This window comes from Streptomyces griseorubiginosus, assembly GCF_001514195.1.
GTDB lineage: Bacteria > Actinomycetota > Actinomycetes > Streptomycetales > Streptomycetaceae > Streptomyces > Streptomyces griseorubiginosus.
This window is the reverse complement of the sequence record NZ_KQ948747.1, coordinates 48,982-64,438: the sequence shown is the minus strand read 5'-3', so window position 1 is coordinate 64,438 and position 15,457 is coordinate 48,982. Positions and strand designations below refer to the sequence as shown.

General features: G+C 67.3%; 12 protein-coding genes and 7 pseudogenes. 16 read left to right on the top strand and 3 right to left on the bottom strand.

Annotated elements, in window-relative coordinates:
• Positions 1–81 precede the first annotated feature (81 nt).
• From AQJ54_RS39350 to AQJ54_RS39335, 4 genes are read left to right on the top strand one after another with little or no spacing between them, the layout of a single operon-like run.
• Complete coding sequence (locus AQJ54_RS39350; RefSeq protein WP_062245962.1) at positions 82–1,044, top strand: carbohydrate ABC transporter permease; 963 nt, start codon at positions 82–84, stop codon at positions 1,042–1,044.
• Positions 1,044–1,901 (top strand): carbohydrate ABC transporter permease, encoded by an 858-nt coding sequence (locus AQJ54_RS39345; protein WP_062245960.1) that lies wholly within the window; start codon positions 1,044–1,046, stop codon positions 1,899–1,901. The genes AQJ54_RS39350 and AQJ54_RS39345 overlap by 1 nt, the downstream gene beginning before the upstream one ends.
• A complete protein-coding gene (locus AQJ54_RS39340; protein WP_062245958.1) occupies positions 1,898–2,887 on the top strand; it encodes a zinc-dependent alcohol dehydrogenase family protein in 990 nt (329 codons plus the stop codon). The genes AQJ54_RS39345 and AQJ54_RS39340 overlap by 4 nt, the downstream gene beginning before the upstream one ends.
• A complete protein-coding gene (locus AQJ54_RS39335; protein ID WP_248845534.1) occupies positions 2,884–3,933 on the top strand; it encodes a carbohydrate kinase family protein in 1,050 nt (349 codons plus the stop codon). The genes AQJ54_RS39340 and AQJ54_RS39335 overlap by 4 nt, the downstream gene beginning before the upstream one ends.
• 21 nt (positions 3,934–3,954) lie before the next feature.
• Here AQJ54_RS39335 and AQJ54_RS39330 read toward each other — a convergent pair.
• Positions 3,955–5,175 (bottom strand): annotated as a pseudogene (locus AQJ54_RS39330) (RNA-guided endonuclease InsQ/TnpB family protein).
• Between the two features lie 284 nt (positions 5,176–5,459).
• On the opposite strand from AQJ54_RS39330, the pseudogene AQJ54_RS45380 reads away from it, so the two are divergent.
• Positions 5,460–5,688, top strand: a pseudogene (locus AQJ54_RS45380) (IS630 family transposase); the annotation flags it as partial.
• Positions 5,689–5,985: 297 nt separating this feature from the next.
• Entirely contained in the window at positions 5,986–7,485 is a 1,500-nt protein-coding gene (locus AQJ54_RS39325; protein ID WP_107121244.1) for a GMC family oxidoreductase, read from the top strand.
• Positions 7,486–7,593: 108 nt separating this feature from the next.
• On the opposite strand, the pseudogene AQJ54_RS45375 reads toward AQJ54_RS39325, so the two are convergent.
• Positions 7,594–7,968 (bottom strand): annotated as a pseudogene (locus AQJ54_RS45375) (DDE-type integrase/transposase/recombinase); the annotation flags it as partial.
• 45 nt (positions 7,969–8,013) lie between these two features.
• Here AQJ54_RS45375 and AQJ54_RS45370 point away from each other — a divergent pair.
• From AQJ54_RS45370 to AQJ54_RS44320, 5 genes and pseudogenes are all read left to right on the top strand, one after another.
• A pseudogene (locus tag AQJ54_RS45370) lies at positions 8,014–8,133 on the top strand (IS5/IS1182 family transposase); the annotation flags it as partial.
• Between the two features lie 262 nt (positions 8,134–8,395).
• Positions 8,396–8,608 (top strand): annotated as a pseudogene (locus AQJ54_RS47645) (IS110 family transposase); the annotation flags it as partial.
• A complete protein-coding gene (locus AQJ54_RS45365) occupies positions 8,563–9,177 on the top strand; it encodes an IS110 family transposase (RefSeq protein WP_346265485.1) in 615 nt (204 codons plus the stop codon). The pseudogene AQJ54_RS47645 and the gene AQJ54_RS45365, both read left to right, overlap by 46 nt.
• Positions 9,113–9,307 (top strand): transposase, encoded by a 195-nt coding sequence (locus AQJ54_RS47640; RefSeq protein WP_346265484.1) that lies wholly within the window; start codon positions 9,113–9,115, stop codon positions 9,305–9,307. Before AQJ54_RS45365 ends, AQJ54_RS47640 begins: the two co-directional genes overlap by 65 nt.
• Positions 9,308–9,441: 134 nt before the next feature.
• Positions 9,442–9,615: pseudogene (locus tag AQJ54_RS44320) on the top strand (response regulator); the annotation flags it as partial.
• A 181-nt stretch (positions 9,616–9,796) separates the two neighbouring features.
• Here the strand turns inward: AQJ54_RS44320 and AQJ54_RS47870 are convergent.
• A pseudogene (locus AQJ54_RS47870) lies at positions 9,797–9,874 on the bottom strand (transposase); the annotation flags it as partial.
• Between the two features lie 1,709 nt (positions 9,875–11,583).
• Here AQJ54_RS47870 and AQJ54_RS39305 point away from each other — a divergent pair.
• From AQJ54_RS39305 to AQJ54_RS39285, 5 genes are read left to right on the top strand one after another with little or no spacing between them, the layout of a single operon-like run.
• Positions 11,584–12,708: an ATP-binding protein gene (locus tag AQJ54_RS39305; protein WP_248845532.1), complete on the top strand. Its 1,125-nt coding sequence runs from the start codon at positions 11,584–11,586 to the stop codon at positions 12,706–12,708.
• Positions 12,705–13,130: a roadblock/LC7 domain-containing protein gene (locus AQJ54_RS39300; protein WP_062245947.1), complete on the top strand. Its 426-nt coding sequence runs from the start codon at positions 12,705–12,707 to the stop codon at positions 13,128–13,130. Before AQJ54_RS39305 ends, AQJ54_RS39300 begins: the two co-directional genes overlap by 4 nt.
• Positions 13,127–13,477: a DUF742 domain-containing protein gene (locus tag AQJ54_RS39295; protein WP_062245944.1), complete on the top strand. Its 351-nt coding sequence runs from the start codon at positions 13,127–13,129 to the stop codon at positions 13,475–13,477. The genes AQJ54_RS39300 and AQJ54_RS39295 overlap by 4 nt, the downstream gene beginning before the upstream one ends.
• Complete coding sequence (locus AQJ54_RS39290; protein ID WP_062245942.1) at positions 13,455–14,048, top strand: GTP-binding protein; 594 nt, start codon at positions 13,455–13,457, stop codon at positions 14,046–14,048. The genes AQJ54_RS39295 and AQJ54_RS39290 overlap by 23 nt, the downstream gene beginning before the upstream one ends.
• Complete coding sequence (locus AQJ54_RS39285) at positions 14,045–15,271, top strand: cytochrome P450 (RefSeq protein WP_248845531.1); 1,227 nt, start codon at positions 14,045–14,047, stop codon at positions 15,269–15,271. Before AQJ54_RS39290 ends, AQJ54_RS39285 begins: the two co-directional genes overlap by 4 nt.
• Positions 15,272–15,457: the final 186 nt, after the last annotated feature.

Sequence of the window (15,457 nt, the reverse complement as noted above, 5' to 3'; positions counted from 1 at the left end):
CTCCCCGATCCACCCCACACTCACGGCCCCCCGGTCCCGCCCCGCGGGATCGGGGCACCGGGGCCCAGCGGAGACGTACCTATGACCCTCACTCATTCGCTCACCAAGCGTGCCCGGGCACCGCAAGCCGCCCACCCGGCAGCACCCCCAAAGCGGTCCCGTGGGGCATGGGCCAGGCGGGCCCCGCTGCTGCCCGCCCTGATCTTCATGATCGTGGTCACCCAGCTACCGTTCGTCGGCACCGTGACGATCTCGTTCATGCGATGGAACGCCCTCGACCCGAACAACAAGGCCTTCGCGGGTCTTCAGAACTACAAGGACGCGGTGACCGACCCCCAGCTGCGTTCCTCTTTGCTGACAACCGTCAGCCTGACCGCCACGGTAGTCCTGGTCAGCCTGATATTGGGACTGGGACTAGCCTTGCTCCTCGACCGCCGATTCCGCGGCCGCGGCCTCGTCCGCACCATGCTGATCACACCGTTCCTCGTGGTGCCGGTGGCCTCCGCGCTGCTGTGGAAGCACGCCCTGTACAACGCCACCTACGGATTGATCAACGGCTCGCTGACCTGGCTGTGGAGTGTGTTCGGCAGCGACAATGCGCCACAACCCGACTGGCTGTCGTCGATTCCTCTGATGTCGGTGGAGACGTCCCTGATCTGGCAGTGGACGCCCTTCATGATGCTGATCCTGCTGGCAGGACTGCAGAGTCGCCCCATGGACGCCGTCGAGGCGGCCCGCGTGGACGGTGCGACCACCTGGCAGATCTTCCGCTATCTCACCTTCCCCCACCTGCGCCGCTATCTGGAGCTGGCCTCGCTGCTCGGCACCATCTACGTGGTGCAGAACTTCGACGCCGTGTTCACGCTCACCGGCGGCGGTCTGGGCACCGCCAACCTGCCCTACACCGTCTACGAGACCTTCTACCAGGGGCATGACTACGGGCAGGCCTCCGCGGAGGGCGTCATCGTCGTCCTGTCCTCCCTCCTCGTGGGCAGCTTCGCGCTCAGGACCGTTTCGTCCCTGCTCCGAGAGGAGACCCGCTGATGGCTACCTCCATCGCGACTCCCGGAAGCCTCACAGCTCGAAGCAGGCGCGGCGCGCTCGGCCTGCTGGCCTGGCTCTGCGGCATCATGTTCTTCCTCCCGGTCGCCTGGATGGTCCTCACCTCCCTGCACAGCGAGCCCGACGCCGCCACCAACCCGCCGAGCATCGGGGCGTCGCTGACCCTCCAGGGCTACCGGCAGTTCTTCGGCGCCAGCACAGGCGTCTCCCCCTGGCCACCGCTGATCAACTCCTTCTCCGCGAGCCTGATGTCGACGCTCCTGGTGCTGGTTCTGTCCATCCCGGCCGCCTACGCGTTGTCCATCAAGCCCGTGCGCAAGTGGTCGGACGCCATGTTCTTCTTCCTGTCCACCAAGATGCTGCCCGCGGTCGCCGGCCTCCTGCCGGTCTACCTGATCGCCAAGAACACCGGCCTGCTCGACAACATCGGGCTGCTGGTCATCCTCTACACATCGATGAACCTCCCGATCGCGGTGTGGATGATGCGTTCCTTCCTCTCCGAGGTCCCGGTCGAGATCCTGGAGGCGGCCTCCATCGACGGCGCCGGGCTGCCCACGGTCCTCACTCGGATCGTCGCCCCGGTCGTCGCCCCCGGCATCGCCGCCACCTCACTGATCTGCTTCATCTTCAGCTGGAACGAACTGCTCTTCGCCCGCGTGCTGACCGGCGTCGTCGCTGGCACCGCCCCCGTCTTCCTCACCGGCTTCGTCACCAGCCAGGGCCTGTTCCTGGCCAAGGTGTGCGCCGCCGCCGTCTGCATCTCCCTGCCGGTTCTCATCGCCGGATTCGCCGCCCAGGACAAGCTTGTCCAGGGCCTCTCCCTTGGAGCAGTCAAGTGAAAGCCGCCGTCATCAGCTCGCCCGGCCAGGTCGGCGTCGAGACCGTCGACGACCCCATACCCGGAGCCGGACAGGTGGTGATCGAGGTCTCGGCTTGCGGCCTGTGCGGCACCGATCTCCACATCCTGCAGGGCGAGTTCGCACCCACCCTGCCCATCGTTCCCGGGCACGAGTTCGCCGGCGAGATCGTCGCCCTCGGCGCCGGAGTACGCGACCTCAAGGTCGGCGACCAGGTTGCCGTCGATCCCTCTCTGTACTGCCACGAGTGCCACTACTGCCGCATCGGACGCGGCAACCTGTGCGAGCGCTGGAACGCCATCGGTGTCTCCGTCCCCGGCGGTGCGGCACAGTACACGGCCGCCCCCGCCGCAAACTGCGTCAAACTCCCCGAGCACGTCCGCACCGAGGACGCCGCCCTCATCGAACCGCTGTCCTGCGCTGTACGCGGCTACGACATCCTGCGTTCCACGCTCGCCAGCAACGTGCTGATCTACGGCTCGGGCACCATGGGCCTGATGATGCTGGAACTTGCCAAGCGCACCGGCGCGGCCATCGTCGACATGGTGGACGTCAACGAGGACCGGCTCGCCACCGCCCGTAGCCTCGGCTGTAGCAACGCCGTGACCACCGTCGACGCGATCGAGCGCCCGCGCGGCTGGGACGTAGTCATCGACGCCACCGGAAATGCCAAGGCCATCCAGGACGCCCTGGGCCGGGTCGGCAAGGGGGGCACCTACCTACAGTTCGGTGTCGCCGACTACGCGACCCGGGTCACCATCGACCCGTACCGCATCTACAACCAGGAGATCACCATCACCGGCTCGATGGCGGTCCTGCACAGCTACGAGCGCGCCGCCGACCTGTTCGTCGCCGGCCTGCTCGACCCGGATGTGTTCATCAGCGACCGGCTGCCGCTGGCGGACTACGCCGAGGCCCTTCGGCAGTTCCAGGCCGGGAAGGGCCGCAAGATCCAGGTGCTGCCGTGACCGGGAGTACCGAAAGCGGACTCGGCCGGGCCGCCACCGAATCGACGCCCAGGATCCTGACCGGCAGAGGAGACACGGCAGCCGCCGGACATCCGGTACTCGTCATCGGCGAAGCCCTGGTGGACGTCATCGCCGTCCCCGACGGCCCACTCCGCAGCCATCCCGGTGGCAGCCCCGCCAATGTGGCACTCGGCCTGGGCAGGCTCGGTCACCCGGTCCGCCTCGCCACCCGTATGGGAACCGACCACTTCGGCCACCTGGTCCGAAAGCACCTGGAGGGCAGTGGGGTCGACCTGGTATCGGGATCCGTGGTCGACGCCGCCACCTCCACGGCGACCGCCGTGCTCGATGCAGCCGGCGTCGCGAACTACACCTTCGATATCACCTGGGCGCTGTCGGCGGCCGCCACGGAGGCACTGCGCGACGGTCCGCTGGCCCACGTCCACACCGGATCCATCGCCACCGCCCTGGGTCCGGGAGCCGACCAGGTCCTCAGCACCCTGCACACCCTGCGGCCCTCAGCCACCATTTCCTACGACCCCAACCTCAGGCCCGCCCTGCTTCGCTCCGCGGAACAGGAGCGCCGACGGGTGGCACAACTCGTCGCTGTCAGCGACGTGGTGAAGGCGAGCGAAGAAGACCTCGCCTGGCTCCACCCCGGCGAGAGTCCCGACGAGACGGCGGCCCGCTGGGCACGGAGCGGCCCGGCGCTGGTCGTCCTCACCCTGGGTGCAAGCGGCGCTCGCGCCTGGTGGCGTAACGGCTGCCAGAACATCGAGCCGGTGCACGTCCAGGTAAGGGACACCGTGGGAGCGGGCGACGCGTTCATGGCCGCACTGGCCAGTCGGCTGCTGCGCGCCGGGCTACTGGGAGGCGGCCCGGGAGCGCAGGCGGAGACCGCACGCGCGGCACTGCACGCCGCGACGGAAACGGGTCGACTGCCTGCGATTCTCGACGAGGCGTTGGCGGTGGCCGCCCGGGCGGCCGCGCTCACGTGCGCGCGTGAGGGGGCGGACCCGCCCACGACAGCAGAACTGACGGTGTGAGCCGTTGACTTCCTCCCCCGCCTAGAGGCGGGGGATTCCAGCGGTCGCCCGCTGGTGTTCCTGCTTCACCGACGACCGCCCCGTCCGGGAGGACTCCCGTTGAGGTCTTACACCGTCTCCACAGGCTGCTGCCGCCAGCCCGGCGGCCGGGATGTTGCGCTCCGCGTTCACGTCGCGGTCGTGCACGGTGCCGCATTCGCACGTACACGCGCGGACATTCAGCGGCAGCTTCGCCACGCGTGTGCCGCAGGCGCCGCACAGCTTGCTGGAGGGGAAGAAGCAGTCGATCACGACGAGGTCGCGCCCGTACCAGGCGCACTTGTACTCCAGCATCATGTGCAGGTCCATCCAGGCCGTATCGGAGATGGCGCGCGCCAGGCGACGGTTCTTCAGCTGGTTGCGGACGGTGAGGTCCTCGATCACGACCACTTGGTTCTCGCGCACGAGTCGAGTCGACAGCTTGTGCAGGAAGTGGCGGCGCCAGTCGGCGATCCGCGCAGGGTCCCTGGCGACGCGACGACGGTCTTTCTCCCGGTTCGCGGAGCCCTTCGCCTTGCACGACAGCTCCCGCTGCGCCCTGGCCGGACGGGCGCGGTCGCGGCGTTCATGCCGAGGTTTGGTGATCTTCTCCCCAGTGGACAGGGTCACCAGGCAGGTGATCCCGGCATCCAGGCCGACGGTGTTCGTGGCGGCGAGCGCGGGCATGATGGCGTCCTCACACAGCGGGGACACGAACCAGCGTCCCGCCGCATCCCGAGACACGGTCACCGGGGTCCGCACCGTCACCGCCCCCTCGGGCAGCGGCCGCGGCCAGCCGATATCCAGCGACTCCACCACCTTGGCCAGCGTCAGTCGCCCCTCACGCCAGGTGAAGGCGCGGCGGGTGTACTCGGCCGACGACCGGGACGTCTTCCGCGACTTGTAGCGCCGGTACTTCGCCCGTTTGGCGAAGAAGTCGGCGAACGCGGTCTGCGGATGGCGCAGCGCCTGCTGCAGCGGATTGCAGGACACCTCGGTCAGGAAGGCCAGTTCCCCGCTCTTCTTCCACCGGGTCAGTGCGACCCCTGGACTGCACGTAGGAGATCCGGCGCTGCTCGCCGTACCAGGCCCGGGTGCGCTCCTCCAACGCCTTGTTATAGACGAGACGGACGCAGCCCAGCCGAACGTGCGCGACAGCTCGGCCGCCTGCTCGGTGGTGGGGTAGAAGCGGTACCTGAACGCCCGCTTCACCTGCCCCGCCACACCTCACACCGCATCAACTCCCGTGTGAGCCATGGTGGTCGGCCAGCGGCCGGCGAACGCCGGTCCGCCCTGGATCCGCAGGAACTTCGCTTCCTCCCCCGGCTGAAGCCGGGGATATCCACAAAGAAGAGACCCGATGAGCGGCGCTCTGAACCTCAACACGATGTACGACGAGATCTCTGCTCAGCGAGACGGCGAGCACGGAAGTCTGAGGGCAACGGCTTGAACGTTCATTGCAGAGCACGCGCCCGATCCCGGAAGTCCCACCCGAGTGCGACTCAACCATGCAGCTTCCCTCGTACGCATTGAACTTGAAATCTGTCGAGGGCGTCTGGTCGCTTTTACGGCGCGGCGGGCTGCCCACCACCACGCTCACCAACGACGAGCACCTCGAGCGCACCCTCCGGCGGGGAATGCGCCACATCCAGATCCGCCCCGACCTGATCGACGACTGTCTCACCGGCACCGGACTCACACTCACCCGACGCCGCAACAACCCGAAGAGCTCAGTAGGTCCGGGACCAGCCGCGAGCCGACGTGGCTAACCGCCCCGTTCCCGTCGGCGGTGACGACAAGTTCGGGGCGTTACCGGGTAGTGTGCACGCAGAAAGTATCTTCCCGTCGGAACAGCTGGGACCTTAGAGAAGCCTCATCGTTGCAGCTCAGAAGGTACTTTATCTCAAGGCTCAGGCTAAGCGGCGGAGCGGTCGGAAGAGGCACTGCAGCGGCCGGGGCGTGATTGATTCTCCTGCTCAGCGCTGGGCGAGACCCTATTTCTCGGCTACTGGAGGCCAAATGCGGACTGCCGCAATGGAGTACGATTACGTGATCGTGGGAGCAGGCAGTGCCGGCTGTGTGTTGGCGGCGAGACTGTCCGAGGAGCAGGACGCACGCGTTCTTCTCTTGGAGGCGGGAGGGGAGCCGCCGCTCGAATCGGTGGATCCTGCTACATGGCCCATGCTGCTCGCTAGTGAGGCGAGCTGGCCTGATGTGACGGTTGCGCAGTCTGCTCTGGATGTTTCTGTGCCTTGGCCGCACGGGCGGGCCGTTGGCGGTTCGTCAGCGATCAATGCAATGGTGCACGTGCGGGGACACCGCTCGGGCTATGACGCATGGTCGGCGATGGGCGTCAAAGGGTGGGATTTCGCCGCTCTGTTGCCCTATTTTCGTCGCACGGAGTCTGCGCCTCATCGTGATGCCACGTTGCGGGGGACCTCTGGCCCATTAGTCGTCTCCCCTGCGGTCCCGCCGAGCCCTTTTGCCGTATCCGTGATCGAAGCGGCTCAGCAGGCCGGGTACGCGCAGGCAGACGACGTCAGCAGCGGGCTGGAGGAGGGATTCGGCTTCCCTGACCTCGCCATCATGAATGGACGCCGACTCAGCGCAGCCGACGCCTATCTCACCCCTGCGAGAATGAGACCGAATCTGCAGGTTGTCACAAGTGCGATTGTGCACCGTGTCCTGGTCCGCGGGGACCGCTGCGTCGGTGTCGAGTACTCCACCGGTTCGGATCTCGTCACCGTCGCGTGCCGACGGGAGGTGCTGCTGAGCGCCGGCGCCGTGGGCACACCGCAGGTGCTCTTGCGCTCGGGCATCGGGCCGGAGTCGCATCTGTCCGACATGGGTGTCGACCTCGTGGTGGATCTTCCGGGGGTGGGAGGGAACCTGCACGACCACCCCACAACCGGCGTTACCTACTCCACCCCCGAGTCAGTGCCCGGCAGTATCAACCACATTGAACTCCTCGGCCTGATACGCAGTCACCCCACGGTAGGTGTACCAGACCTCCAGATATTCTTGTTGAGCTTGCCCTTGAATGCCCCCGCGCTCGCCACCCCGAAGCGGGGATACACACTCGGGGTCGGCTTGATGACGCCGCGCAGCCGCGGCACTCTGCGCCTGCGCAGCGCCGACCCGAGCAGCCCGCCGGTGATCGACCCGGAGTATCTCCGCGACCGCGGCGACCGCGAAGCACTCAAAGAGGGCCTGCGGATCGCCCGTCGCATCGGATGCGCCCCTGCCATGGCGGCCTGGCAGGGGGAAGAGGTCCTGCCGGGGCCGGGCCTCCCGGACACCTCTCTCGGCGACCATCTGCGGGTAGGTGTAGGCACGTACTTCCACTACGTCGGGACGTGCCGGATAGGCAGTGACCACCTCGCTGTGGTCGATTCGGAGCTCAAGGTTCGCGGCATCGCCGACCTTCGTATTGCGGACGCCTCGGTCATTCCAGCCATTCCGACTGCCAACACGCACACCACCGTTCTTGCCATCGCAGAACGTGCGGCCGCCCTGGTACGGAAACGTACGTAATTCCATCTGCGAGTGGGTCTGCCGGTCCTGATCCTCACGTGTCCTCAACACGTCGGCGTGGTGGCGGAGTTCTATCGGCTGTCCCATCTCGCGCAGCGCGTTCGTCAGTCACCCGGCGACGGCGTCGTTTATGTCCATGCTCAACTCCGTCGCAACGTGTTCGCGGGGGCAACATCGTCGCCTTCGCGAACACGCAGAGGTGAGCGGCGGCCGCGGTGGAAGCGTTAGCCCGTCGGTTCGGGGCAGCCAGGGCCGTATCCAGCCAGGGCTGATGCTCAGTTCGTGGCAGGTCTGGCGCCAGGTGTTCTTGCTGTAGGCCCAGGTGTCGTCGGTCAGGACGCGTTCGACGGTGATGTCGCGGGTGGCGAACCAGGCGGTGGCCCGCTGGGGGAATGTGGCGCTCGTCGCGGCGATCTCGTCGGGCAGGTCCTCGCTGTGGGCCAGGCGGGAGTGGTCCTCCAAGGCGGTGTGCAGGTAGACGTAGCCGGTTCCCGTGCGGGTGTGTCGGCCTTCGGCACCTGGTGCGGTGCCCGCCGCCGTCTGGGACTGCTGAGAGTCCTGCGCGAGGCCGACGCGAACCTCGTCCTGCTGGAGGGCACGCTCGCCGAGTGCGACCGGGTCGGCGACGGACGGGCCGAATACTCTCACTGTGAGGATGGCGGTGTGTCGTTCCAGCCACGGCTTGACTCGTACTCTCACTGGCCGCTTGTGCCTTGTATTTGATCTGTCAGCCCGGCCGGAGCGACACCCACCGGCACCGGGCCGGGCGGAGCGTGTCCCGATAGGGGCCATGGCCTCGAAGGCACCGTCACGTTCTGACCGCTCCACCGACCGGCGCTGACTTTCGGAACGTCGTCGAACAGGAGCACCGTGACCACCCTCGGCAAGTCTGCTGCCTTTCCTGCTGTTCATGCTGTCCGAGGCCGCGGCCGAGCCGCGCGTGGTGGTGCTCGGCGTCGACACCCACAAAGACGTACACGTCGCCGCCGTTATTAACCACCTTGGCAGGCTGCTGAGCAGCGGGGAATTCCTGGCCACCGCGGCCGGCTACCGCCAGCTCCTCGACTGGGCACGCCAGTGCGGGACCGTGCTGCAGGCCGGAGTGGAGTGCACCGGCGCCTACGGTGCGGGCCTGGCCCGCTACCTCGCGGCCCAGCAGGTTGTGGTGGTAGAGGTGAACCAGCCCACCGATCCACCCGGCGCCGCCGCGGCAAGACCGACGCCGTCGATGCCGAGGCTGCCGCCCGGGCCGCGCTGTCTGGCATCGCACGGGCGCTACCGAAGAGCGGCGACGGGCACGTGGAAGCCTTGCGGATGCGCCGGCTGGAGAAGAACTCCGCGGTCAAAACCCGTACTCAATCGCTCAACCGGCTCAAGTCCGTGCTGGTCAACGCTCCGTCTGCCCTGCGCGAGGAGCTGGAGCCGCTCTCGAATCCGCGGCTGCTCCGCCGGTGTGCAGAACTGGCCGACACCCCGCGAGGGCAACCCGGCAGCCGACACGGTGGTCTTCACGCTGCGGCTGCTGGCGGCGCAGCGCGTCTTGCAGCTTCGACACGAAGCCACCGAGCTCGAAAGGCAAATAACCATAGCGATCAGGGCTACCGAAACCTGTTGGAGCAGCTCGGGGATGGGACACGACAGCGCGGCGGCCCTGCTGATCACTGCAGGCGACAGGGAACGGCTGGCCAGTGAGGCATCCTTCGCCGCCCCGTGCGGTGTCAGTCCCGTCGAGAAGTCCTCAGGAAAAGCCACCGTCGGCTCTATCGCGGCGGAGACAGGCAGACCAACGCCGCACTGCACCGCATCGTGGTCACGCGCATGAGACCAGACGAGCGCACCCGCCTCTACCTGGAGCGACGCACCTCCGAAGGCAAGGGAAAACGTGAGGACATGCACTGCCTCAAACGCTGCGCAGCCCGCGAGGTATGCCACCTGATCCGCACCGACATGATCACGCGGCACAACGCCGACATCCCCGTCGTGATGCTCACCGCCCGCTCCGCCGAGGACGACGTCCTGCTGGGCCTGGAGCTGGGCGCCGACGACTACATGACCAAGCCGTACAGCCCGCGCGAGCTGATGGCCCGCATCCGGACCGTCCTCAGACGCAGCGGCCGGGGCGTGGACGCAGGACCGTGCTTACTAAAAGGGACTCCTCCCGCCCCCGGCCATAACCCGCTACCGCACCGCCACAGATCTCCTCGCCGCCATGAGTGAAAAGCCGACACTCCGACAGGTCGATCCTTTACGGCTTCAAGGCGTACGGCAGCGTTGTCAGGAAGCGCCAGGCAGGACCGCGGCGTCGGTTCACCAGGCCCGTGTGCGCGTCGGAGATGACGAGTTGGACGCCGGACAGGCCGCGGGGGAGGAGCGAGCACAGGAAGGCCGACCGGCCCCGTCCTCGGCGGTTGCTCCTGACGCGCGCGCGACGCATCTACCCCTCCCCAGTTCGTTGCCACCAGAGACGCAAGGACCCGTTGCGTCCGCTCCCTGGTGCACTTCGCAATCCTCCTGCCGTACCCCGGTGCCGACCCGAACAGTAGCGGGCCACGCCCGTACAGACCGGTCTGAGGGTGGCCGGCAACGGCGCGGGTCGCCGGGGCCGGGGTAGGTGTTGGACTCGATACTCCTCGTCCAAGAAGAGCGGACCGAGACTGTCCCCAATCCGCGTCGCCAGGCACCCCTGGGGGATGCCGCCCGGGTGACATCCCGTGTCACTGCGGGTACCTCCACATCCGAACTCGACCGCATGGACACAGCACCACCACCGAGTTCCGCGGCCGGACACACGATTGGAGCCGTCGAAGTCGCCCGCACTACACACTCGCGGACCGGAATGCCGCGCGGCATGCGATCACGGAAGCCTCGCTCAATCGGGCAACAGGATCATCGACGGCTTCTACAGCCCGTGCCATCCAGAAACGACCCGGCAACCTCAGCCAGATCGAGTACGGGGAGACGCAACGCCAACCATGAAACAACCGAAAAAGTGACAGCAAAGGTCACCCTAGCAGGCTGAGGTCCGTATCGGTTCCGTAATTCTTTTCCTCACTGCGTGAGCCAGGTCGGCGACCCATATCGCAACGCAGAACGCGCTGGGCGGCGTCGCTGCGCAGCCTGGAAGGTTTCTGGCCGTGAGGTCGGCCCGGCATGCGGTACAGGAAATGTGAAAGCGCACGTCCTGGAATTCACTCTGCTGTGCGCTGCTACAGCGCGGAAGGCCTCCGGGATGACAATGCACGTTTGCACAGCCGAGGATGTCCGCATTTACAGTGGATCGGTGGGATCACGGCTAGCAGCGGCATGAGCTGGGCGTTGTCGTTGCAGTTGCTGCGGGTGGGCGTCGTCACGAGCGGGATGCCGGTGGCCTCGCAAATCAGGCAGAAAGGCGCCTTGGGTCGATGATGCGGAGGAGGGCGAGCCGACAGCGGATTACGTGGGCGGGATACGTTCGTCGAGGCGGTCATCGCAAGGCAACGGCAGGTAGACCGCTCCGCCCCTAAATGTTCACGGGATCACACATGCCCGTGCTCGGCAGGACTGGCGCTGAAATTCCAGTGTTTGGCGTACCGTTGCCTCGGATGTTCAGCCATGATTGGGCATCGCACACGCCATCGAGTCGCACGGCCTTCTTTGATCGGAGTCCTCATCCCGATGTTGCTCTCGACCCCCGACAGACGGACGGCCCATGTCGTCGCCCGTTTACGCCCACCCGGAACGGTCGGCGCGAATACCACGAGCGGCGTCCAGAAACGAAGGACGGTATGAGCCGGGGTGAGCGGACGTCAATCTCCATAGGCAGGCGGGATCTTGGGCGCCCTCGTCTCACACGGTGCTGTACAGCTCGACCAGTGCAGCGCAGCGCAGTCCAGGCACCCGACCGTCCGCGCCACGGATCTCACATGCATCGCATGCACCTGCCCGCAGACATCGACTAGAGATCAGATGACATTCCTAACAGCCGAGGTAGTAGCTCTGTGCTGCGCGCTCGCGCTGGTGGGCGCGGTCACGGCGGTTGTACGCCTCGCCCGCCACTCCGCGCAGCAGCGCACACGCATATCCGCACTCGAGGCCGCATGCTCCGCCCGGGACTCCGCCTTGGACGCCCTCGTTTCCAAGGGGCTGCCGGCCTTGGCCGCCTCCACGGGGCGTCCGGACGCATCCGTCCCCGGCATCGGCGTGGCGGGCGATCTCGCGCGCACGGCGTTCGCGGAGAATCTGCAGGCCGTGGTCAAGCAATATGCCGCCGCCCTGCGCACCGTGCGGAGTGAGGCCGAGGAGGCGACCCGCCTACAGATCGAGGAACGCGCGCAGGAGGCCACCCAGGCGGCGGTGCGATCGGTCACCGCGAGCGTGGTGAGCCTGGGCGCGGACCTGAGCAAGGTCGTCGGCGAGGCACTCCGTCAGCACGACGGCAGCGATGAGATGTTCGCGACGCTGACTCGCATCGACCATACCGTCCAGCAGATTGTCCGCCAGGCCCAGTCCTACGTCGTCATCTGCGGCGGCCTGCCCGGTCGGCGCTGGCCCGTCCAGAAGCTGACCGACATCGTGCGCGGCGCTCTCGGCCGCATTCCGGACTACCCGAGGATCAAATCCCGGGAACTCGACCGCGCGGTGACCGCTAGGGCCGTGGAGCCCGTCGTCCACGCGCTGGCCACCCTGCTGGACAACGCCGCCCGGTACTCACCGCCGACCTCCTACGTCGACGTCACGTTCCAGGAGGGGCACCGCGGAGTCACCGTCGTCATCGACGACGCCGGGGTGAGCATGAGCGAGGAGCAGCTGGCAAAGGCCCGGCAGACACTCTCCGGTGACGGACGAGTGGAACTGCACAAGCTCGGTCCCCATCCGCAGATCGGCTTCCACACGGTGGCAGCCCTCGCGCACCGCTACGGGTTCACGGCGTCCGTAGGCGCCTCCAGCCCGTACGGCGGAGTACGCGCCACGCTGTTCCTGCCTGACGAGCTGCTCACCGCCGCCCCAGAGCCGGAAGAGTCCAGGATGGAAGTGGCGCATAGTCCCGTCCACGAGCTCGACGCCACCAAGAGCGGACTGCCCAAGCGCCGCCGCCGTGAATCCAACGCCGAGCCTGCTGCCAGGCCAGCCCTGAGCTCGTTTCCCGCTCGCGCGGGTGTCGCTGCCGCGTGGCGCCGGGGAACCAGCAGCGGCCGCGCCTCCGTGACCGAGTCCGAGCAGAAGAAAGGATCTGATCACCAATGAACGTACCGACCGGGCCGACTCGCGCCAACAAGCTGGGGTGGGCCCTGGGCAACCTCGACGTCGGCGGGGTCCACTTCGCCGTCCTGGCGTCCATCGACGGGCTGCGCATGGCCCATTCGGACAGCACTGATGTGGACGACGCCGAACGCTTCGCTGCCGCGCTCTCCGGCTTCCGATCGCTCGGCACCGGGATAGCCACGTCCGTCGGAGGAAACGGTCTGCGGCAGCTCCTCCTCGAGTTCGACAACCGCTTCGTCTTTATCACGGCCGCGGGCGAGGGTGCACTGTTGGGCGTCGTGGCGGACACCGACGTCCAGGTGGACCTGATCACGCACCGGATGAACGAACTGGCTGAGCGGCTCGGCCGGGAGCTGGCCGCCCCGACCCGTCAGCCCAGCGAGGACGGCGATCCGCAGCGATGAGCAAGAGCCGGCGCGACCTCGATCTGGTGCGGGCATACGTGCGGACAGGCGGCCGTTCCCGTCCCACGCGGGGCCTCGACCTGGTGACCCTGGTCATCGCCGCGAACGCAGATCAGCAGAACCTCGACCCGGACCAGCGCCGGGTGATGGGCCTGTGCCGACGGCAGGGCGCGTTGTCCGTCGCCGAGATCGCCGCCCACCTTGACCTTCCCGCCACGGTAATCAAGATCATCGTATCCGGGCTGATGGACACCGGCCGTCTCACCATGCCCACGGGCGATGACGCGAACCAGCCTGACATCGCCGTGCTGAAAGAGGTGCTGCATGGGCTCCGTAAGCTCGCCTGAGAACGTCACCTACCTGCCGACCACCGTCACCCGAACAGTGAAACTCCTGGTCTCCGGACACTTCGGAGTCGGAAAGACCACCTTCGTAGCCAGCGTCTCGGAGATCGATCCGCTGCGCACCGAGGAGCCGATGACACAGGAGAGCGTGGGCATCGACGATCTGCAGGGACTACCGGAGAAGACGCACACCACGGTGGCGATGGACTTCGGCCGCATCACCTTCTCGCGGACCGCCCTTTACCTTTTCGGCACTCCGGGGCAGAACCGGTTCGGCTACTTGTGGGACGAGTTGGCCCGCGGCGCTCATGGAGCGCTGGTGCTGGTCGACACCCGGCGCCTGGAGCAGTCGGACGACGTCCTGGCTGCGATCGAGCGACGGGGCCTGCGCTACGCGGTCGCGGTCAACCAGTTCGACGGCAGCGCGCGCTTCCCGCTGGAGGAGGTCCGGGAAGCCCTTGACCTCGACCCGGCCACGCCGCTGATCTCCTGCGACGCCCGGAACCGAACCTCCTCCCTCCACACGCTGATCACCCTGTTCGAGCACCTCATCCGCCAGCCGGAGCACCTGTGAACACTCTGCCCCCACCGGGCTGCCCCGCCCACTCCCAGCTGGGCCACGAGCCGCTGCACATCCCGGAGTTCGCCGCCGACCCGCACCGCCATTACGCGCGGATGCGCGCCCGGCACGGCTCACTCGTACCGGTTGAACTGGCTCCCGGCGTCCCGGCCACGCTGGTCATCGGCTACTACACCGCCATACGGATCCTCAACGACCCGGACCGCTTCCCAGCCGACCCCCGGCGGTGGCAGAAGAACGCTCCGCAGGACTCCCCGATCCTGCCGATGCTCCAATGGCGGCCGAACGCGCTGCGCAGCGCCGGGGCGGAGCACGCCCGGCACCGCGCAGTGTGTTCCGACAGCCTGGAAGCCGTCGACCTGCACGCGCTGGACCGGATCACGCAGCGGCTCGCCCTCGAACTGATCAACGACTTCTGCACGGCCGGTAAGGCCGACCTGATCAGCCAGTACGCCATGCCGCTCGCCTTCCAAGTGCTGAGCTCGCTTCTCGGCTGCCCGCCCGAGATCGGGCAGCGGATCGCCCAGGCCATAGCCATGATCTTCGACGGCACCGAGGCTGAGCGCGGCAACACCATGCTCGGCCTGGCGATGGAGGACCTCCTTTCACTCAAGCGCCAAAACCCCGACGACGACATCACCTCACGGATCCTCGCCCACCCCGCGAGCGAGAACGGCAGGGAACTGATAGAACAAGTGATTCTCTTCTTCGGGTCCGGCACCGAGCCCGAACAGAACCTCATCGTCAACACCCTGCTGCTCATGCTCAGTGACGAGCGGTTCTCCGGAGACCTGCTCGGTGGGAGCCTGACCGTCAGCGACGCAATCGACGAGGTGCTGTTCAACGATCCGCCGCTGGCCAACTTCTGCGTGTCGTACCCCAGGGAGCCGGTTCTCGTCGAGGGGAAGTGGCTCCCCGCCGACCAGCCTGTGGTCATCAGTCTGACGGCGTGCAACAACGACCCTGCGATCGCCGCCGAGCACCACCCCGGGAACCGCTCCCACCTGGCCTGGGGCGCCGGACCGCACGCCTGCCCCGGCCAGCCCACGGCCCGGGTGATCACCGAAGCCGCCATCACCCAAATCCTCGACGCCCTCCCCGAGATGCGCCTGGAAACCCCCGCGGAGGACCTCACCTGGCGCCCGGGGCCCTTCCACCGCGCGCTGTCCGCCCTCCCGGTGGTCTTCCCGCCCTCCCCGCCGCTCCCCCTGCCATGAAGCGCTACCGGACACCGAGCGGCAAGCCCCGGACATCCGCGAGCGCACTGCGTCTCGGCACAAGCTGTCGGGGGTGGGTGCTGGACGGTGGTCTTACGGGCACGAGCGAGCCGTGGCGAGAGCGAGGAATGGCACGTGCTTCGGCCGGCACGGACGCGCAAGGCTCCTCGTGATGTGGTGATGCGG